We start from the raw sequence: 20,300 nt of genomic DNA, 5'->3' as shown, positions 1-20,300 counted from the left end.
AATGAAGCTCGGGCTTTCGGTCATTGCGTCCGCAATGCTGTGTTCCGTATTGAGCGCCTGCGGCGGTGGTTCCGGCGCGGCCGACAACAACGGCGGCTCCGCTGCCGCACCGCAGCTGCGCCGCGACGGCAGCTTCCTGGTCGACGACCAGAACCGCACGGTCATCCTGCACGGCGTCAACGCCGTGTGGAAGCTCAAGCCCTATGCGCCGCCGGATACGGCCGAAGGCTTCACCGCCGCCGATGCCGACTGGCTGCAAGCCCACGGCTTCAACTCGGTGCGCCTGGGCGTGTTGTTCGCCGGCGTCATGCCGCAGCAGGGGATGGTGGATGCGGGCTATCTCGAACAGATCGACCGCGCCGTACAACTACTGGCTGCACGCAAGATCTGGGTCCTGCTGGATTTCCACGAGGACATGTACAACGAGAAGTTCTTCGGCGAAGGCTTCCCCGACTGGGCCGTGTACGACGATGGTGTGCCCCTGCTGTTCAATGCCGGCTTCCCCGGCAACCTGTTCCAGCCGGCCACCTCGATCACCTACGACAACTTCTGGAACAACAAGAACCAGCTCTGGGACTACTACCGCGCCGCCTGGCAGGCCGTGGCCGCCAAGTGGGCCAGGCAGCCCTACCTGATGGGCTACGAGCTGATCAACGAACCCTGGTCCGGCACCAACTTCGCCACCTGCCTGCCGCCGCTGGGCTGCGCCGGCTTCGACGAGAACAAGCTCCAGGCCATGCAGCAGTACATGCTCTCCGGCATCCGCCAGTACGATCCGGACAACCTCGTCTGGTTCGAGCCGCTGGTGCTGATCAGCTACGGCGCGCCCACCTACCTCGGCGCCAAGACCCCGGTCAACGACGCCAACCTCGGCTTCTCCTGGCACCTCTACTGCCCGACCACCTCGCTCAGCCTGCTGGGCCTCGACAACCTGACCTGCGACCTGCTCGACGCCGACGTCCTGCACGTCGGCGAAGCCGGCTCCGACCGTCTCGGCGCCGCGCGCCTGCTCACCGAGTTCGGCGCCACCGACCTGATCAGCGACCTCACGCGCTCCACCGCCGAGTTCGACCAGCACCTGCTCGGCTGGCAGTACTGGGCCTACAAGAACTGGCACGACCCCACCACCTCGGCCGGCTCGAACGCGCAAGGCCTGTTCACCGACGACGCGGATCTGACCACCGTCAAGACCGACAAGCTCAAGGTGCTGGAGCGTACCTATCCGCAGTTCACTGCCGGCACCCCCACCGCGCTCTCCTTCGATCCGGATACCGGCGCCTTCAGCTACAGCTACACCGCGCGCACCGCCGGCGCCCCCACCCAGATCTACGTGCCGCTCGCCGTGCACTACCCGAACGGCTACAGCGTCACCGCCAGCGGTGCCCAGGTCACCTCGGCGCCGAATGCGGCATTGCTGACCCTGGAGAACACGGCGGGTGCAACGACGGTCAAGGTGACACTGACGGCGAAGTGATCACCACGCTTCTTGTTGAAGTAACAAAAAGGCCCGTTCGCCCCGAGTGCCGCGCGCAGCGCGGTGTGCCTTTCCGATTGTCCCGAGTAGCGTCGCTTCGCGACGCGTATCGAGGGAGGGGCCAAGCACGATACTTGCCACCGACAGGCTGTTACACAGCAACCTTTTGCCCAGATCCCTCAGCCCGAGGCGGATGCGCCAGCCGCACCACCGCCTCATGCAGCACTTCGAGCTGACGCCGCAAGCGCAGCAACTCGTTCCACGCAATCACCTCGGAAGCCGTCTGCACCAGTTCCGCATTCGCCTTGCTCGAAGCCCTGGCCAGCAGTTCCGGTACCGCCGGCAGCTCGGCCGGCGCATGCCGTCGCTCCAGTGATTGCGCGAGGTCCGACAGCGCATCGTCGGCCCAGCGCCGGATCACCGCAAAGCCCGGCTGCGGCGGCGCACCCGCCGTGAACTGCGGCAGCAGGCTCAGCGTGACGATGGCGCCCGCCATGCGGCGCAGGCAGGCCAGCATGATCAGCGTCGGCTCGGCATCGGCGCGGTTGAGCAGTCGGGTCTCGCTCAACACGCGTTGCAGGGAGGCTTCGGCATTGTTGCTGGTCAGGCCGGCCTGGCGCCGCGCCGCGCCGATATCCTGGTCCTTCGCATCGGGCTTGCCGCCCAGCACCACCAGCAGGTAATCGCGGTGCGCGCGCACCGCCGCCGCCGTCTGCCGCAGCAACTGCGGCGCCTCCCAGCTCGGCCACAGCAGGAAGCTGGCCAGCAGGCCGAGCAGACCGCCAAGGAAACTGTCGAGCGCGCGCAGGCTGGCCAGTTGCGCATCGCCAATGCCGCCGGTCTGGAACAGCTCGGCGATCATCACCACCAGCGGCGTCATGCACAGCATGAACAGCGCGTAGTTGACAGTGCGCAAGGTGAAGGCGAATACGCTGATCGGGAAGATCAGCAGCGCCATTTGCAGCGGCGTCGCCACCACCTGCATCAGCCACGCCGCGATCAACCCGCCCAATACACTGCCGGCGATGCGGTCGAAAGTGCGCCGCCAGGTCTCCACCATGTAAGGCTGCAGCACCACGATCGCCGTGATACTGATCCAGTAGCCGCGCTCGATGTCGAACACCCGCGTCGCCAGCACCGCCGTGGCGGCGGTGAGCGCCAGCCGCAGCGCGTGGCGGAAGGCGACCGAGCCGAAGTTCAGGTTGGCGCGCAGCGTGCCGAAGATTTCCGAGAAGCGCAGCCGCCGCGCCACCGCCTGCTCCACCATCGAAGTCAGGTGCGTCTGCCGCGTCTGCGGCTGGTTCAGGTTCTCGAAGGCGGCATCGATCCAGCGCGACACCTGGTGCAGCAGCTCGATGGCGTAGGCGTATTCATGTTGCCGTCCGCTGGCGGCGATGCGGCCGCGCAGCTTCTCCGCCAGGGCCTTCAGCTCCGGCTGCTGTGCGGCTTTCTCGCCTTCCAGGGTTTGGGCCAGCGCCTCGGCGCGCTGTGCCAGCCGCCCCACCAGCACGCGCATGATGCGGCGCGCACCGCCGTCGGCGGTCTCCACGCTCGCCGCTTCCAGCAACTCGTTCAACCCGATCAGTCCGGCATAGGCCTGGTCCGCATCGGCCAGCAACGCCAGCAGATGCTGCATCGGACCGGTCATGCCCGCGCGCGTGCGGCGTGTGGCCACGATCACTTCGCGCGCGTTCTCGATCGCCTCGCGGCTGGCGCGGCGCCGTGCGCTGGCCACCGTGCTCCAGCGCGCGCCGCCGGCATGCGCGCCGAGCTGCTGCGACAGCGCGGCGGCATATTCCGCCACCGACAGCCAGCAACGCCTCACCGCCTTGCGCGCCGGCCCATACGGTTGCAGGCGCCACAGCACCAGCGCCAGCAGCATCGACCACAGGCCGCCGACGATGGTCAGCCCGCCCAGCTGCAAGGCCTCGTCCAGCCCGCCAGCCGGCACGCCCAGCGTCACCAGCACGGCACTGTTGAGCAGCAGCCCCACGGTGGCCGCAGCATTGCCGTAGACCCGCGCCAGGCTGCACAGGAAGCACCAGGCGAAGGTGAAAACCACCGCCTGCCAGGCATACGGATCGACCAGCGTGGCGATGAAGCAGCCCACCGCCGCGATGGCCGTGAAAGCCCCCATCGCCGCCAGCCGGTCGCTCCAGGCACCGCCGGTATCCGACAGGCAGCCCCAGAACGCCGCGATGGCCACCCAGCTCAGGTGATTGTTGCCGCTCAGCTCGCCCACCAGCACCGGCACCGCGCAGGCGAAGGCCGCGCGCACTCCCGCCATCAGGTTGATCGCGCCCAGGTCCAGCGGTACCAGCCGGTTGAGCCGCGACAGCAGCATCGCGGCGATGGCAACGTGTCGGGGTGCCTGGTGATGAGGCGGGAAGGGCATGGCGGCGGGGTTGTGGCGGACCCGCCCAGTTTAAGTCCTCCTGCGCCGGACGTACCCTCAACCGAACTGCGCCCGCACCTCTGCCGCAAAACGCCGCGGCGTTTCCAGCTCCGGGAAATGCCCGGCCTCCGCAATGCTGACCATGCGCGCCCGCGGCAGATAGCGGCGGATCGAGGCCCTGTCCGTATCCGGGTGCGAGCGGTCCGCCTCACCCCACACCACCAGCGCCGGCTGATGGATCACGCCGAACGCCGGTTCAGGTCCGTTCAGATGACGCTGGAAAGCCGAAGCCAGGCTGAAGCTGCCGCCATGATCGAAGGCGCATTGCGTGGTCTGCGTGAAATGCTCCAGCAGTTCGCGCCGCCCCAGCGCCAGGCGATACCACATCTCGGCACGCTTGCGCCGCAACAGCCGCAGCAGGATCTGCCCGAGGTAAGGCCGCCCGAGAACGTTCTTCGGATCGCGCCCATGCTTCCAGTGCAGTTCCTGCTGCCAGTCCGGCGCCTGCATCAACACCAGGCCGTTCACCAGTTCCGGATGATGCCCCGCCAACCATAACGCGGAGTAGGCCGGCACGCAGGGAAACGCCAGCACATAAGGCCCAAGCGCCAGCCGCTCCAGAAATTCGCGGATCACCCCGGCCATTGCCTCCAGCCCGAAGTCCAGACCCAGCCGCGGCAGCGATAAGCCGAAGGCCGGCAGCTCGAACACCACCACGCGGAAATCCGCGGCAAGTCCGGCGATCAACTCGTCATACAGCTCCAGCGTCACCGGCGGATCGGCGCAGAAGACGATGGTGCGCGCCCCCGTACCGGCCAGCCGGTAGCGGATGCTGGCGCCAGGCAGATGCATGAAATGCAGGTCGCCCCGCGTGCGCGACCCCGGCCCGCGATGCACCCGGGCGCGCCGCCAGGGCGTGACCACCGTATCAAGCCAGGTGCCGTTCACAGGAGGCCCTAGCCGGACTTCTTCGGCGAGACATACATGGTGATGTCCGCCTCCATCACCACCTGTCCCGCGCTGTCGCGCACCTGCACCGGCAACACCACGTCGCCGCGGAAATCCGGCGGAAAGTCCAATGCGGCCTCCGCCAGCGCGCTCAGATCGGTTTCCGCCTTCTTCAGATAGCGCACCGTCATCCCCTTGGGAATCCAGCGCAGTCCGCGCGGCAGGCTGGAGTCGATCATCAGCCCGCCGGCAAGCTCGCACATATTGCACATGGCGATGGCATGCACCGTGCCGATATGGTTGTGCACCGCGCGCCGGTTGCGCACCAGCACCTCGCAGCGCCCCGGTCGCAGCTCGCGCACCAGCGGCGAGATCGAGGCGAAGTAGGGCGCGCGCCGCGTCACGGCCAGCGAGAACAGGCGCGCGCCCATCGGGTAGCGCGAGATGGACTGGAACAGCTGAGCCGGTGTAGCCATGGGGAATGCAGGGAGTGGGCGAATCCCGCCAAGGTAGGGTCCGCCGCCGCGCCAGGCAAACGAAATTGCGCCGGCCTTCGGGTGAAGCTGCTTCAGCCGATCTCAGACCTCCGCAGTCTCCGCATTCAGCAACTCGAACAGCCAGTTGCAGAACGCCTGCACTTCCACCCGGTTCTCGTCCGCCGGCCGGTGCACCAGGTAATAACCCTGCGGGATTTCCATCTGCAGCTTCGGCCAGGGCATCACCACGCGCTTCTGCCGCAACCAGGGATTGACGATCGGCACCATCCCCAGCGCCAGCCCCACACCCTGCTCGGCCGCGCGCAGGATGGCGAAGTAACTGTCCAGCCACAGATCGCCCTTCGGCTTGCCCAGCTTGGCGCCGGACAGCTCCGCCCACATCGCCCAGCCTTCCGGCAGCGGCGTCGAATGGATCAGGCTGATCTCGCCGATGTCCTGCGGCGTGACCCGGCGCAGCTTCTTCGCCAGCGCCGGCGAGCACACCGGCACCGCCTTCACCGTCAGCAGATGCCGGGCGGTGGCGCCGGGCCAGCGCCCGCTGCCGAAGCGCAGCGCGATATCGATGTCCTCGCGCCGCAGGTCCACCGGGTGCAGCGTGGTCTCGATGCTCAGGTCGATGTGCGGGTATTCCTGCTGGAACGAGGGCAGCGCCGGCACGATGATCTCGCTGGCGATGAACGGCCCGGCGCTGATCTTCAGCGTGGTATGGCGGCCGTAACGCTGCCGTGTCTGCTGGCTGCCCTCGCGCAGGCTGTCCAGGCTGTCCTGCGTCACCCGCAGATAATCGCGCCCGCCCTCGGTCAGTTCCAGCGAACGGTTCATGCGGCGGAACAGCGCAAAGCCGAGAAAATCCTCCAGGCCCTTGATCTGGTGGCTCACCGCCGAAGGCGTCAGGTGCAGCGCCTCCGCCGCCTTGCGGAACGACAGCTCGCGCGCCGCCACCTCGAAGGCTTCGAGCGCGTGCAGGGGAGGGAGGCGGCGTAGTTTCATGAGGAAGCCAAGGAATGCATTTATCATGGTGGCATGGCGGGACGGCAAGGGCCACTGGCCGCGCCCGGCGCCGGGCATGGCCGCACAGCTACTCAAAAAGGCAACGACGTCATACCGGCGCAAGCCGGTATCCAGAGCGACGCAGTGCGTACCCCGAATCCTGGATGCCGGCTTGCGCCGGCATGACGCATTCGTTTACTCCAGAAGTGGTATTGGGATCACCTTGAACCAACTCTTGCAAGCCCTCATCACCGGCCTCCTCACCGGCGCCGGCCTGATCATCGCCATCGGCCCGCAGAACGCCCACGTCCTGCGCCTCGGCATCCTGCGCTGCCAGGTCCTGCCCACCGTCCTGGTCTGCGCCTGCGTCGATGCCACCCTGATCGCCGCCGGCCTCTCCGGAATGGGCGCCCTGGTGCAGGCTTCACCCATCCTGCTGCAAGTGGCCGCGCTGGGTGGCGCCCTGTTCCTCGGCTGGTACGGCATCAAGGCCGCGCGCCGCGCCTTCCATCCGCAGGCCATGACCATCGACCGCGCCGGCGCCGATGCCCCCTCCACCGCGTCCGCCGCAATCGGCACCGCCCTGGCCTTCAGCCTGCTCAACCCACACGTCTATCTCGACACCGTGGTGCTGCTCGGCTCCATCGGCGCGCAACAGCCGCCGGAACTGCGCTGGTGGTTCGGCCTCGGCGCCGTCACCGCCTCGTTCACCTGGTTCTTCTCCCTCGGCTACGGCGCGCGTTACCTGGCCCCCCTGTTCGCCCGCCCGCTGGCCTGGCGCGTGCTCGACGGTGCCATCGCCGCCACCATGTGGGCCATCGCCGCCTCCCTGCTGATCGGCCGCTTCGCCAGTTGAAGTATTGAAGTAGCCCGGATGAAGTGAAACGGAATCCGGGGCTGCGCCGAACTCCCCGGATTCCGTTTCACTTCATCCGGGTTACGCGCGCCGTTATCCGGCACGCCTGATGCGGCCAGCATGAAACATGCTTGGCACATCGCTTCGCCAGCGCGGCAGCAGCGCGGAAATCAACAGCCCTTCAAGATCCGCCACAATGCCGGCAACAATCGCCGCATCCACCAGCCACCCGTCGCGCCCCAGCACCAGCAGCGAGAAAAAGGCCAGGAACAGCAATAGCCCCCACAGTTTTGAACTCCACATGTGGTAGCTCGCTTCGCGGCCGAACTTGAGCAGGTCGAAGCCATAACGCAGCAGTTCCAGCCCGAGCAGCACCAGCAGCGGCGCCGCATGGGCCGCAAGCGTGCGCGGATACAGCAGCCACAGCGCGCCGATGCAGGCGGCGTAGAACAGCGTATCGGCAATGCTGTCCAGCCGCCGCAGGCCAGGCGTGGCCACACCCAGACGGCGCGCGATGACCCCGTCGAAGATATCGCTGAGCAGCGCGGCGATCAGGCAGACGGCGAAGCCGGCGGGCGAGGGCGCGAAGGCAGCCAGCGCGAGCATCACTGGGGCCAGAATCAGACGCAGCACCGTCAGTGATAGCGGAATGGCTTCGCGCGATATAATGAACATTGTTCATTATGATGCCGCAGGCGAAAGGAAAATGCCAGTAGCGCGGGGTGGGCAGCTTTTGAAGCCCCGGATTCCGTTGCACTTCATCCGGGCTGCTCATAACACTCGGACTGTAAGCGCTACGCGTGAGGATGAAGTTCGACAAGTTGATGGAGGAACTCATTCATGCACAGCGTGCATCGAGGGCAGCGTACAGCACCTTCCTTTTCTTCGGCCTTGACGCCGCACCCGGGACAGTACCAATTTCCGCCCCATCGAATCGACGATGAGGATTCCTTGGGATAACGGGACTTGGCTACGTAACACTCAGTCAACCGGCTCGCCATACTCTTCGAGAGCACCATGTTGCCTCGGACACACGTGAGTTCGTCGTTGATCAACTCGAGTCTGTCAGCGCATTTTGGACAGAACATTTGATAAGCCCTTTGTGCTGACGTGGTCCGGGTGCAACAAGGTGGGCTTCAGGAATGCGCGCTCAGTGTTCCCGGCGCCGTATCAGTCCCACTCTGCTGAAGTACTACTCGCCTTGTTCCAAAGCGCATGTTGCAGAGAAGAGTATTCCTGAGCAAAACCGTCTTCCCATGGAAAAACACCGGACTTGTCGGGCCATACCAGTTGCAGCGCCGGGAATGATTTCGGAAGCAGGCTTCGATAAAACCACAGGGCGGTTCCCAGATATTCCCCATATTGGCTGTCGTCTATCGGCCGGAAAATCACTTCGCGCCCGGGGATGAAATCGTTGTAGCGTTTCTCCGGGATGATCCGTCCACCATCGCGTATGAAGGCGCCAACCTGGTTGATGATTCGTCCGACGGCCATGCCTGGCAAGCCCATCAAGACGATTTCAGGATGCTCATGGTTTAGGAACAAGCCCACCGAGAAACAGAAGGACGGCCGCGGCCTGTCGGAGGGCACGTTATCGAAGACTTCTACGATATGCCAGCCGTACTCCTTGACGTCCGCAAGGAGTTTCCGGTCGCTGCTGTCGTCAGGAGTGCGCCAAACAAAATTGCTGAGCATGGTGGGCTTCCATAAATGGGCATTAATCTTCGTTCGTGCAAGATCGTAATATAAGATGCAATGAGCGCCTTTTGCGAATTGCATCGTTGGCATCTGTATCAGCGGTGCAATTCACTTCGTTCATTGCATCCTAAGAAGCAATTGCAGCGCGGATCAGGAACCTGCTTGCTTTTCGATAAGCAATCCAAGCTTGCTATCGGGGTTTGATGAAATCTGAGGAACGACATCATCCGTAGTGAATGGCTTTCCGTCCGGACCTAAACCTCTCAGGTAATAGTGGTCTTCGCCGACCTTTTCATAGAAAAAATATCTCGGCTTTTCCTCGGGTACCATGACGCTAGGATCAGTAACAAACATTGCTGCAAAGCTATCCTTCGGCATCGATTGTTGAAGCACCTCAAGGGAATCGGGGTACCTTCCATTCTGGATCTTGTAGAGTTCAATCGACGGAACCAGTGAATTGATGGCGGACTGAGTCAGCTTTACGCGAAGCTCGTCGAAAGCGCCACCACGCTGCACAGTCCCAAGATAGAACAGGCCTCCATAAATAAAGAATGTGAAGCTGATTCCTCCCGCGCCGATGGCCGCAAGCCACTTCCCGCCAGGCCTTTTGGTGCTCAAACCCCAGACAACGGCGACGATTCCAAACAGCACACCGAAAAGAGGGATGAAAGACACGCTTCCAATCACGTACGGTAAAGTGCCGAGCTTCCCCGGGTTTGTGTCGCGAATGGTGGTCATGTGTTCGAGTTTTCTAATAACAAGTAAACGGACGCCGACGCCCGCATATGCAGTCTGGCGATTTACCGAAAATGCCCATATAGGCCCCTAATTTTCCTATAGTTCGATCGTAGTGGGTCGGACTATCCATAACAAGTAAAGCGGGACTGAGAACCGGTCTCGGTTCATACAGGCTGCCGATACCTTCAAGCCTGCGATGCACCCGTATCCCCAATCTTTGTAATGCTGACCTCGGCTCTTGCTAGCTCCTCCCGCCATCGACATTCCCATTACGATTATAATATTATGAATATAATATAAAGGCCAACAACAAATTCCCATGACCCCAAACCCGGTAGCCGCAATGTCCGAAAAGACCAAGCTCCTGGTCTTCGCCGTCATGGCCCTGGGCATGTTCATGTCCCTGCTCGATGTGCAGATCGTCGCCGCCTCGCTGCCGGAGATCGAATCCGGTCTCTCGGCCGGCGCGGACGAGGGCTCCTGGGTACAGACCAGCTACCTCATCGCGGAAATCGTGATGATTCCGCTCTCCGCCTTCCTCAGCCGCGCCTTCTCCACCCGCTGGCTGTTCACCGTGTCGGCGGCGGCCTTCACTCTGTCCAGCATCGCCTGCGGTTTCGCCTGGAACCTCAACGTGATGATCGCCTGTCGCGCGGTGCAGGGCTTCGTCGGCGGCGCCATGGTGCCCACCGTGTTCGCCACCGGCTTCGTGCTGTTCCAGGGCAAGAAGCAGGCGCTGATCCCGGCCATCCTCGGTATCGTCGCCACCCTGGCGCCCACGCTGGGGCCGACGCTGGGCGGCTGGATCACCGATGTGCTGTCCTGGCACTGGCTGTTCTTCATCAACATCGTGCCCGGCCTGCTCATCACCATCCTGGTGCCGATCTACGCCCGCGTCGACGAGGCCGATCCTTCCGTCCTGCGCGGTTTCGATCCCTGGGGCATCCCGCTGCTGGCCATGTTCCTCGGCGGGCTGGAATACGTGCTGGAAGAGGGGCCGCGCTGGGACTGGTTCGAGGACACCACCAATTGCTGGGTCGCGGCGGCCTCAGCCACCTCGGCCCTGTTCTTCTTCTACAACAGCCTCACCCACCCGCGCCCGGTAGTGGACCTGCGCATCTTCCGCAACACCCGCTTCGCCATGGGCTGCCTGTTCCAGTTCGTGCTCGGCATCGGCGTCTTCAGCTCCATCTACCTGATCCCGCAATACCTGGCCAGCGTGCAGGACTACCGCAGCCTGGACATCGGCAAGGCCGTCTTCATTACCGGCATCGCCCAGGTGCTGGCTACCCCGTTCGCCGCCGGCCTGTCGCGGCGCATGGACCCGCGCCACATGATCCTGTTCGGCTTCCTGCTGTTCGCCCTGTCCCTGTACTCGATCAGCTATCTGAATTCGCAATGGGGCAAGGACGAGCTGTTCTGGCCGCAGGCCATGCGCGGCTTCGCCATGATGTTCTGCATCGTCCCGGCCACCAACATGGCCCTGGGCGCCATGCCGCCGCAGTGGCTCAAGTCCGCCAGCGGCCTGTCCAACCTGATGCGCAACCTCGGCGGCGCCATCGGCATCGCCGCCAGCAACACGGTCATCAACCACCGCTTCCACCTGCACTACACCCGGATTGTGGAAACCGTCACATCCGCCAACCCCAATGTGGACCCGGTCCTGGCCGGGTTGGCACGGCAAATGCAAGTACTCACGTCAGACACCGCCGAGCAACAGCAGATGGCCATGAGCGTGCTGAACCAGTTGATAAGCAAGGAGGCCCTGAGCATGACCTATGCCGACTCCTTCCTGGTCCTGGCAAGCCTGTTCCTGCTGGCGCTGACGGTCCTGCCTTTCAGCCGCCGGATGCTGCCTACCGCCGCCTCCAGCGCTGACAGTCACTAGGAATGTCTACTGTGTTGTCTGCTGTCGGCTGCTGTACGCACTCCTCCTCCTGCGAGCCGACTTGTTTGGTGGCGTGCCGTCCCTGCGTTCCCAGGCGCGTGGCGGCAGTAAGTCCACCTTTTTAATTCCCGCCCGTCGCCGCAGGGCGCCGGGCAAGATTCACTGGTGACAGAGGACGCTGAGCTGTAAGCGGTAACAGCACGCTTGAAGCGGTTTGTCCCCACGTTCCCGCCCCTCCCAGGAGGGGCGGGACTCTCGCTTCCTCCGCCGTACCTCCCCCTTGTCGATATAGCCAGAGGCATCCGCAGCAGTTAATATGACGATAGTCATATTCAGCAGGAACCCGTCATGCGTTACCCGGACAGCCGCAAGGAAGAAACCCACGCCCGCATCGTCGCCAGCGCCGCCGAGCTGCTGCGCGGCGCCGGCGTCAATGGCATCGGCGTCGCCGACCTGATGAAGTCCGTTGGCCTGACGCACGGCGGCTTCTACGCCCACTTCGATTCCAAGGAAGCCCTGGTGGCGGAATCGCTGGGCACCGCTTTGGATCAGACCATCGCCCGTTTGCGTGCAGCCGGCGAAGAAGCCCCCAAAAACAACGCCCGCCAGGCCATCGCTGCGTCCTATCTCAGTGCAAAACACCGCGACAACCCGGAAAAAGGTTGCGCCGTGGCTTCCCTCGGGGCGGACGTCGCCCGCCTGACGCCCGCCACCAAGGCGGTGTTCGAGGATAAGCTGGAAACCATGCTGGCCATGCTGGAGGAATATTCCGGCGCCCGCACCGACGCCCGGGACAAGGCCATCGCCATGTTCTCCACCATGGTCGGCGCCCTGTTGCTGTCCAGGGCCGTGCGCTCAAAAGGCCTGTCCGAGGAAATCCTGGAAGCCGCACGCGAGTCGATTTGAGCTTTTAAGGTTGTAATTCCGGGCTTCGCGGCTCCCTCCGTTCGTCCCGAGTGAATCGCGCACCACAGTGCGCTTTTCCGAATGTCCCGAGTAGCGTCGCCTGCGGTGCGTATCGAGGGAGGGACCAGCCGCACTCGCCGCTAGGGCGCCGTAACTGTAACCGTCACCACTTCCGCCCCGGCATCAGCAACTACCTCCAGCCGCGCCGCCCCAACCGCCGACACCACACGCCCACCCTGCACCTGTACGCTGTACCCAGCCGGGTAGTGCAAAGCAGGCACATAAATCTCCGTCACCGCCCCGGCCACCGCGCTGCTCCCGCTCGGCAGTACCGTCGAATAGCTCAGCTCGAACGTATTGCTGTCCACGTCATAGCCAAAGCCCTGCGGCGTCCCCGCAATCGCCTGCGGGTAGGGCCGCTCCAGCAGCGCCAGCTTGGCCTGTTTGGCCGAACCCAGGTCAGAGTCCTGGGTGAAGAGGCTCTGCGCCCCGCTGCCCTGCGCCTGCGTCGTGGGGTCGCCCCAGTTCTTGTAGGACCAGACCATCCAGCCGGTGAGATTGTGGTCGGCGAGATCGGCCACGCGCCCGGTGTCGAGCAGGTCGTCACTGGCGCCGAACTCGCTCAGCAGCGAGGCCGCGCCCAGGCGCTGGCTGGTCACACGCGCATTGCTGAAGACCCGCTGTTCCAACGGCCCGCAGGCCGGCAGCTTCTTCAGGCCGGCGGCCTGCAGCAGCGTCTCCGGCAGACAGTAGTCATGCCAGGACAGGCCCAGCTGGCTGTCCGCGATGGCGCGCTCGCCCAGATGCGAGGCCACGCCGAAGTCGAACAGGATCTGCGGCTCCAGCCACACGATATTGTCCTGATCGGCGCTGCGGATGCCCGCCAGCACCTTTTCGTACATCGCCTGCAGTTTGTCGTTCTCGAAGCGCGAGCAGCCCTGCGGGTCGGCGCAGAACGGCCAGCTGCTGCCCGGCCAGGGCTCGTTGATCACGTCGTAGCCCATCAGGTGATCCTGTGCCGCCCAGCGCGCCGCCACCGCCGTCCAGGCGTCGCGGTAATCGTCCTGGATGCCGTCGGCGTTGTCCCAGAAACGGTCGAAGGCCTGGCTGGTCGAAGGCGTGAAATAGTTGAGCGGAAAGCCCACCTTGGCCACGCTGTCGAAGCGGCTCGGCTGCGTCGCCCAGTCGGGGAAGCCCTCGCCCTGGTAGCGCTCGTTGTACAGGTCCTGGTGGAAATCCAGCAGGATGTAGATGTCGCGGGCGGCGAGCAGCTGCACGATGCGGTCGATCTTGTCCAGGTAGGAAGAATCCACCATGTGCGGCTGCGGCATCACGCCGGCGAACAGCACGCCCACGCGCACCGCGTTGAAGCCGTGCGCCGCCAGCCAGTCGGCATCGGCGGCGGTGAAGCCATCCACCGAGTCCGGCGCCACGTAAGGCGCCTGTTTCCACACCGCGTTGACGCCGTGCAGGATCACCACGCGCCCCTGCTCATCCACCAGCCAGCCGCCGTTGCGCCGCAGCTGGTGATGGGCCGAAGGCACGCTGACGTTCGTCGCCAGCACGCGCTCCTGCGCGTCCGCGGTCTCGATCCCGGGAGAACGCGTGCAGCCCCAGACGACGAGGCTTGTGATCACGGCAGTGGAAAAGAGCAGACGGAAACGTTTCAACGAGGTTCCTAAGGAGCGCGAGCTATCATCACTTTGTGACAGCTTAATGACTTATTTTGGGTCATTTGAATTGTGAAAGCCAAACGTTTCGTTCAACGGGATCAACGGTCTACGCAGGGAATTGTCACAATCGACTGTCACAAACCAGCGGGTACCGTTGTCACAATTCATCGCGGCTTTTTTATTCAAGCGCTTGCGAGGATCGCGCCAAAATTCCGCTGATGCTTTCACGCAAGGCTTGCGATCCGCCGCCTCCGATTGTGACAAGCGGCCACTTCACCGCATTCGCCCCCGCCGCGCAAAATTGCCCTGAAAATGATCTTGCAATGAGCTGGCGCGGATCACGAAAACCGATCGCTCGAGTGTCTGACGCAGGAGCGCGACGAAGCTCCCGTCTCTGAAACAATCCCCGAACCTCCCCGGCCCGCTGTCTCCGGCGACATGGCGCGATGGCGATGGACGGGGTAAGTTCGGGCGGAGGAGAGAGCCCACATGAATAACGAATCGAAGCCCCAATCGACGACCGCGGCACCGCGCAAGGTCCCACGCAGCAAGGACAATGACTATGCCCCCGGAGCTGCCACCGCGCGCCGCGACTTCGTCCAGGCGCAGACCGGCGTTACGCTGGAACACGTCGGCCGCTACTCCTTCGATCCCGCCGTGCTGCCCGGCAACATCGAGAACTTCACCGGCGTGGCCCAGGTGCCGATCGGCATCGCCGGCCCCGTCCGCATCAACGGCGAACACGCCCAGGGCGATTTCTACGTGCCCATGGCCACCACCGAGGGTACCCTCGTCGCCAGCTACAACCGCGGCATGCGCCTGCTCAGCGAGTCGGGCGGGGTGAAGACCACGGTGGTCGAGTCTTTCATGCAGCGCTCGCCGGTATTCAAGTTCGACGACGCCCTCCAGGCGCGCGAATTCGGCCACTGGGTCACGGCCAATTTCGAAGGCATCAAGGCCGCCGCCGAAACCACCACCCGCGTCGGCAAGCTGTCGCACATCGGTCAGTACGCCATCGGCCCGCTGCGCTACCTGCGCTTCAACTACAGCACCGGCGACGCCGCCGGCCAGAACATGGTCGGCAAGGCCACATTAGCCGCCTGCCAGTGGATCCAGCTCAACCACCCGGACCATCCCAACTTCCTGCTCTCCGGCAACATCGACACCGACAAGAAGCACTCCCAGATCAACACCCTCCTGACCCGCGGCAAGCGCGTCGTGGCCGAGGTGGTGCTCAAGGACGAGATCCTCAAGCGCATCATGGGCGTCACCGGCCGTGACCTGTTCCAGGCCCGCCAGATCTCCCAGGCCGGCGCCTTCATGGCCGGCTCCGCCAACAACGGCGCACATTCCGCCAACGGCATCACCGCCCTGTTCATCGCCACCGGCCAGGACGTGGCCAACGTCGCCGAATCCCACGCCGCCGTCACCTACGCCCAGCTGCTCGACAACGGCGACTACTACTGGTCCATCACCCTCACCTCGCTCATCGTCGCCACCTACGGCGGCGGCACCGGCCTCGCCACCCAGCGCGAATGTCTGGAAATGCTCGGCTGCTACGGCCAGGGCAAAGCCAACAAGTTCGCCGAGATCTGCGCCGCCACCGTGCTGGCCGGCGAAACCTCCCTGAGCAGCGCCGTGCTGCACGGCGACTGGGTCTCAAGCCATGATCAGCTAGGGCGCAATCGGCCTTAGAGGTCCTCGGAAAACCTCCGTTCGCCCCGAGTGCCCGCGTAGCGGGTGTATCGAGGGGCCATACACGGACCCATCCTCCTTCGTCATTCCCGCGGAAGCGAAGCCAGGCATCGGTGAACGTGGGCTTCGGATGAACTGACCTTGGTCGCACAGCTTCTCGCAGCCCGCAACGTTACTCCCTCACCCACTCCGGCCCCGCCCACAAATGCTTCAGCCGCAACCACAGCGGCCCCGGCCGCAACACCTCCCGCCACATCGCAAAGAACTCATGGAAGTTCAGCGTGAACAGGTTGTACGACCGCACCTGTCGCACCACCCCGTAATCCACCCGCTCCGCTTCCGCCTCATAAGTCCCGAACAGCCGGTCGAACACGATCAGCACCCCGCCATAGTTCTTGTCGATGTACTGCGGATTGCGCCCATGGTGCACCCGGTGATTGCTCGGCGTATCGAAGATGAATTCCACCCAGGGCGGCAACCTGCCCACGCTCTCCGTATGGATGAAGAACTGGTAAGTCAGGTCGCAGGCATACAGGAAGAACACCACCGCCGGATGCACCCCCAGCAGCACCAGCGGCATGAAGAACAGCCACCAGCCGGTGACCGAGTAGAGCAGGCTCTGCCGCATCGCCGTGGTCATGTTCATGCGCTCGCCGGAGTGGTGCACCACGTGCGCGCTCCAGAACCAGCGCACGCGGTGGCTGGTGCGGTGAAACCAGTAGTAGCAGAACTCCACGCCGACGAAGATCGGCAGGATGGTCCAGGCATTCGCCGGAATGGTCCAGATGCGGTGCCCGTAGAACCATAGCGCCGCCGCACCGGTGACCAGGGCATAGGCGCCCAGCTCGAATACCTGGTAGGCCGCGCCCAGGCTCAGGTTGGCCAGGATGTCCTTCCACTGGAACTGCCCCAGGCTGCCGCGCCGGCGCATCGCCAGCCACTCCGCCACGAAGCCGAGCAGGAACAGCGGCGTCATCGCCGTCAGCATCAGCTGCTTCCAGTCCGCGTTCTGGCCCACCAGGGCCTGCAAGCCCAGCATCCACTCCATCATCGCCCGTCCTCCAGGATTTTCGACCCTGGCATTGTTGGCCGGAGCGGGCGTCCGGGGATTGACTGCGCCGGACAAATTTTTGACACTTCTCGCCATGGCCAGAAGCGCAACGGCGGTTGCGGCACAGGGCGTAGTGCCCAGCACCTACGTGCGCCTGCTCTACGAATACCTGGAGCACCAAGGCCTCGATGCGAAGAAGCTGCTGAAGGAACCGCCGCCCGAAGCCGTGGACCGCGGCCTCGGCCGCTACCCGGTGGAACGCTGGCGGCTACTGCTGGAAAAGGCCGCGGCCCGGCTTGGTGACCCGCTCCTCGGCCTGCATCTGGGCCGCAGCATCACGCCCGCCCACTTCGGCGTCATCGGCTACGTCCTGTTGGCCTGCGGCAACCTCGGCGCCGCCCTGCAGCGCCTGCAGCAGTACCAGCGCCTGATCTACGACGTCAACCCGATGCGCTACCGCCTCGAGAAGACCTCGGTGGTGCTGGAGTGGGGCGTGGAACAGGGCCGTCCCGGTGCCCTCGCCGACGAAACCGCCATCGCCGCCCTGGTGCAGATGGCACGCGATCTCACCGGCCATGCCTTTCCGCCCGAGGAGGTGTGCTTCGTCAACGCCGCGCCCGCCAGCCTGAAACCCTACCGCGATCATTTCGGTTGTCCGGTGAAGTTCGAACAGCCGCACACCGTGGTGCGCTTCCCCCAGCGCTTGCTCGCTTTGCCCCTGCGCCAGCCCGACGCCGCGCTACTGGCCCTGCTGCAACAACAGGCCGACGCCCTGCTCGGTGAATTGCCGTCCGGCGACAGCATCGAGCAGGCCGTATGCCGCTGCATCGCCACCCAGAGCCGCGAAGGCGAGCCGACCCTCGAGCGGGTCGCAGCGGCCCTGCACACCACGCCGCGCACCCTGCATCGCCGCCTGGAAAAGGAAGGCTGCAATTTCCGCGGCCTGCGCGAACGTACTCGCCAGCGCCTTGCCGAGGACTACCTGCGCGACCCGCGCCTGCGCCTGGCGGAAATTGCCCAACTGCTCGGCTTCTCCGAGCAAAGCGCCTTCAGCCGCTCCTTCCGCCGCTGGACCGGCCAATCGCCGAATGCCTGGCGCCGCAGATCTTTGTCATCTTGAGCGCAACGAAGGATCTGGTCCGGAACAGCGGATAGGCTCGTCGGCTCCCATGAATCGCATTGCACGAATTGCCTTTCCGAATGTCACGAGTGAATCGCTCAGCAATCTGTATCAAGGGAGGGATTCGGATGCACGCCAGGCATCATAGGGTGGGAGTGAGGCGCCCTGGATCGACCTGCCGCCAAATCTTGTCGGCGCCACAAGCTCGCCGATCAGATGATTTCAGGCCGTTCCGGCTGATCATGGATGTCACCAGCCCCCTCCGGCCGGCCATGAAGGGACGGTCCTGACACCGCAAATTGATCAGCCTTAATATCGGGGCATTGAGCGACTTGAGGGGCTACATCCGTGGACGAGCGTGTTAAGTCATCAGTTCCAGCTGATCCGGGGCATTGGTCGGAGAAGAGCAAACACTCTATTTCCTATCACTACAAGCGCGAGTATACCGACATTGATTACGTCTGCTGGCGATGCAAAGCGCCAAGCGTCTTTACGGCAGAGGATCAGAAGTACACGTTTGAAGTGAAGAAAGCGAGTGTTGATCAACGACGCATTCTGTGCGGCGCCTGCTGGTCCGAATCGAACAAAATTCGTGCATTGCTAGAAAACTGTGAGTCCGAATGGGTAACGTCAAAGAAGCGACTCCAGCGCGATAGTGACTTTCTGAAGCGCTGGTTGGAGCTACTGGTACAGCTCGAGGAGTACGTGCCCTATAAGCCGGACATCGCCAAGAAGAACATGCTGAAGAAGCTGCTCTCGGCGTAACGCCGCCTATCTGGCTGCTTTCGGCGGCGACTTTCAGAGGCCGAAGACCGTGGCTGGCACGCCAGGCATGGCGCTACAATCAGCAGCAGCCGGTCCTGAGCAGCCGGTCGTGACCGGCAGCTTTCGGGTAGGCTAGTGCGCATGTTCGAAGAAATAGATGAGCTGAAGAACCAACTGCAGCGCGACACCTCAGCCAGGAGGCAGCTATTTTCATTCGATTCTGGAAAAACTGAGCTCGGCGGGGTTACGGTCGCGCTCGGTGGCGGAAGTCATATGATCCTGCTATCGCCATCGCATGTTACGAAGGCAATATATTTTTCCGTTGCATTGATGCTTGCGCCTGGCGCCCGCGTCGAAGTGGAGGGGGACTTTGAGTGCATTGTCCCGGACGGACTCATTCGCATGCCAATCCGCGAGCTAGAAGTTGCCTCCAAAGGAGGAGTGGGCTGGCCAGACGCGCCAACACAAAGATTCGTATCACCATTGATTAATGCGGAGTCTGTACAACGGCGACTCGGATTGAGGCTAATAGAACTGTCTCAGATTCCAGCAGATTTTCTGCTCTTCTATCCCACTTTTAGGTGTAATGAAACAGCCGTCCCTATCACTCCTACCCTATTCCGTACCCGCCCATGTAGGGGTGTTTGCATAGTGGATCCACCCAGTGTTCAACCTGACGGCATCAGTTAGAACTCGTAAGGTAGATCCGGGCATTGAAGCTCAGCGTCCTCGTCCGGCCCATTGTGGTCATAACCGACCGGCAGCTTTAGGAGTGCCATCTGAATGCGTGCTATAGCAGCCATTCTCGCTTTTTCCCTGCCGGTGTTCGCGGCAGCACAGGCAGCGACCTGGATTGAGGTCTCCGGGGGAAGGTGGCATCCCACAGCGGAGCAGCTTAGCGATGCCGAAGCAGCACTACGATTGCAGCTTCCCTCTGCGGCAAAGAATCGCGGAACGATTGCAAAATGGTCCGACTACAGATTTCAATATCAAGGTCGCAGCACGGCACTCGGGTGAAAAGTTATTTATGTCAATGCTTTCTGCAACGACTGGGGAACCGGGCAGCGAGACCTAGCTCAGCAATGGCTTGAAGTGGACGATGGAGGTGCGTGCTATTTCAACGCCAAGTATGACCCCGAGCAGCGTCACCTCTATGATCTTATTGTCAATGGGGTGGCATGAATGCAGGATGGCAGGAGACACCCCGCTCATCGAATCGGCAGCAGTCGGCCCGAAGCCGCCCTTGGTAAACGACCGCTCCCGAGCAGCCAAATGCGGCAGCCACTGGAGTTGGAAATCTGGATCGGCTCAGAAGTAGAGTGGAGGCCTGTTGAACCGCAAATGCGATTCCAGCCGATGTGGTTCATTCAGCGTAGGGCGACAGAGGAGCACGCTACGTGACCAAGCATTCCGGTTCTTGCCTTTGTGCGGCTGTCAGGTTTGAAATCGACGGAGACTTTGAACGCTTCTACCTGTGTCATTGCGAATACTGCCGCAAAGATACGGGTTCGGCGCACGCCGCAAATTTATTCACTGCCAAAGCCGCCTTGAGATGGCTCTCTGGACAGGAGAAAGCTACGCAGTTCACGCTGCCGTCGACGCAGCA

At 63.3% G+C, this 20,300-nt stretch carries 17 protein-coding genes; 8 read left to right on the top strand and 9 right to left on the bottom strand.

Going from position 1 to position 20,300, the window contains the following annotated elements; all coding sequences use genetic code 11:
• Position 1 precedes the first annotated feature (1 nt).
• Positions 2-1,474 carry a cellulase family glycosylhydrolase gene (locus BP26_RS0119785; protein WP_169740749.1) on the top strand — a complete coding sequence of 491 codons (1,473 nt, stop codon included), beginning with the start codon at positions 2-4 and terminating at the stop codon, positions 1,472-1,474.
• Positions 1,475-1,625: 151 nt separating this feature from the next.
• On the opposite strand, the gene BP26_RS0119780 is transcribed toward BP26_RS0119785, so the two are convergent.
• From BP26_RS0119780 to BP26_RS0119765, 4 genes are all read right to left on the bottom strand, one after another.
• The gene (locus BP26_RS0119780) at positions 1,626-3,869 is read right to left on the bottom strand and encodes an FUSC family protein (RefSeq protein ID WP_084183260.1); all 2,244 of its coding nucleotides are present in this window, start codon (positions 3,867-3,869) and stop codon (positions 1,626-1,628) included.
• 57 nt (positions 3,870-3,926) lie between these two features.
• Positions 3,927-4,817, bottom strand: coding sequence for an alpha/beta fold hydrolase (locus BP26_RS0119775; RefSeq protein WP_051749201.1), 891 nt, complete (start codon positions 4,815-4,817; stop codon positions 3,927-3,929).
• An 8-nt stretch (positions 4,818-4,825) separates the two neighbouring features.
• On the bottom strand, positions 4,826-5,293 hold the full coding sequence (locus BP26_RS0119770) for a hotdog fold domain-containing protein (protein WP_029922290.1): 468 nt from the start codon (positions 5,291-5,293) through the stop codon (positions 4,826-4,828).
• Positions 5,294-5,395: 102 nt separating this feature from the next.
• On the bottom strand, positions 5,396-6,304 hold the full coding sequence (locus BP26_RS0119765) for a LysR substrate-binding domain-containing protein (RefSeq protein WP_036517450.1): 909 nt from the start codon (positions 6,302-6,304) through the stop codon (positions 5,396-5,398).
• A 223-nt stretch (positions 6,305-6,527) separates the two neighbouring features.
• Between BP26_RS0119765 and BP26_RS0119760 the strand changes: the two genes are divergently transcribed.
• Positions 6,528-7,160 (top strand): LysE/ArgO family amino acid transporter, encoded by a 633-nt coding sequence (locus BP26_RS0119760; protein WP_029922288.1) that lies wholly within the window; start codon positions 6,528-6,530, stop codon positions 7,158-7,160.
• A gap of 93 nt (positions 7,161-7,253) precedes the next feature.
• On the opposite strand, the gene BP26_RS0119755 is transcribed toward BP26_RS0119760, so the two are convergent.
• The 3 genes from BP26_RS0119755 to BP26_RS0119745 all read right to left on the bottom strand — a co-directional run bounded on the left by BP26_RS0119755 (position 7,254) and on the right by BP26_RS0119745 (position 9,596).
• The gene (locus BP26_RS0119755) at positions 7,254-7,835 is read right to left on the bottom strand and encodes a CDP-alcohol phosphatidyltransferase family protein (protein ID WP_029922287.1); all 582 of its coding nucleotides are present in this window, start codon (positions 7,833-7,835) and stop codon (positions 7,254-7,256) included.
• 495 nt (positions 7,836-8,330) lie between these two features.
• Complete coding sequence (locus tag BP26_RS0119750) at positions 8,331-8,855, bottom strand: DUF4262 domain-containing protein (RefSeq protein WP_051749200.1); 525 nt, start codon at positions 8,853-8,855, stop codon at positions 8,331-8,333.
• 153 nt (positions 8,856-9,008) lie between these two features.
• Positions 9,009-9,596, bottom strand: coding sequence for a type II secretion system protein GspG (locus tag BP26_RS0119745; protein WP_029922285.1), 588 nt, complete (start codon positions 9,594-9,596; stop codon positions 9,009-9,011).
• A gap of 343 nt (positions 9,597-9,939) precedes the next feature.
• Between BP26_RS0119745 and BP26_RS0119740 the strand changes: the two genes are divergently transcribed.
• Together BP26_RS0119740 and BP26_RS0119735 are read left to right on the top strand one after the other, a co-directional pair.
• Positions 9,940-11,484: a DHA2 family efflux MFS transporter permease subunit gene (locus BP26_RS0119740; protein WP_245611846.1), complete on the top strand. Its 1,545-nt coding sequence runs from the start codon at positions 9,940-9,942 to the stop codon at positions 11,482-11,484.
• Between the two features lie 348 nt (positions 11,485-11,832).
• Positions 11,833-12,390: a TetR/AcrR family transcriptional regulator gene (locus BP26_RS0119735; RefSeq protein WP_029922283.1), complete on the top strand. Its 558-nt coding sequence runs from the start codon at positions 11,833-11,835 to the stop codon at positions 12,388-12,390.
• A gap of 140 nt (positions 12,391-12,530) precedes the next feature.
• On the opposite strand, the gene BP26_RS0119730 is transcribed toward BP26_RS0119735, so the two are convergent.
• On the bottom strand, positions 12,531-14,060 hold the full coding sequence (locus BP26_RS0119730; RefSeq protein ID WP_051749199.1) for a cellulase family glycosylhydrolase: 1,530 nt from the start codon (positions 14,058-14,060) through the stop codon (positions 12,531-12,533).
• 492 nt (positions 14,061-14,552) lie between these two features.
• Here BP26_RS0119730 and BP26_RS0119725 point away from each other — a divergent pair, with 492 nt between their 5' ends.
• Positions 14,553-15,758: a hydroxymethylglutaryl-CoA reductase gene (locus BP26_RS0119725; protein WP_029922281.1), complete on the top strand. Its 1,206-nt coding sequence runs from the start codon at positions 14,553-14,555 to the stop codon at positions 15,756-15,758.
• Between the two features lie 172 nt (positions 15,759-15,930).
• Here the strand turns inward: BP26_RS0119725 and BP26_RS0119720 are convergent, their stop codons facing one another.
• Positions 15,931-16,809 (bottom strand): sterol desaturase family protein, encoded by an 879-nt coding sequence (locus BP26_RS0119720; protein WP_211254989.1) that lies wholly within the window; start codon positions 16,807-16,809, stop codon positions 15,931-15,933.
• Between the two features lie 94 nt (positions 16,810-16,903).
• Here BP26_RS0119720 and BP26_RS0119715 point away from each other — a divergent pair, with 94 nt between their 5' ends.
• The 3 genes from BP26_RS0119715 to BP26_RS28835 form a co-directional block, all read left to right on the top strand.
• The gene (locus BP26_RS0119715) at positions 16,904-17,929 is read left to right on the top strand and encodes an AraC family transcriptional regulator (RefSeq protein ID WP_029922279.1); all 1,026 of its coding nucleotides are present in this window, start codon (positions 16,904-16,906) and stop codon (positions 17,927-17,929) included.
• A gap of 348 nt (positions 17,930-18,277) precedes the next feature.
• Positions 18,278-18,694, top strand: coding sequence for a zinc-ribbon domain containing protein (locus BP26_RS28840; protein ID WP_084183255.1), 417 nt, complete (start codon positions 18,278-18,280; stop codon positions 18,692-18,694).
• 1,397 nt (positions 18,695-20,091) lie between these two features.
• The coding region (locus BP26_RS28835; RefSeq protein ID WP_211254988.1) for a GFA family protein at positions 20,092-20,300 on the top strand (209 nt) is incomplete at its 3' end.

It is taken from the genome of Nevskia soli DSM 19509, from assembly GCF_000711955.1.
GTDB classification, from domain to species: Bacteria; Pseudomonadota; Gammaproteobacteria; order Nevskiales; family Nevskiaceae; genus Nevskia; species Nevskia soli.
This window is presented reverse-complemented; position numbering and strand designations above follow the sequence as displayed.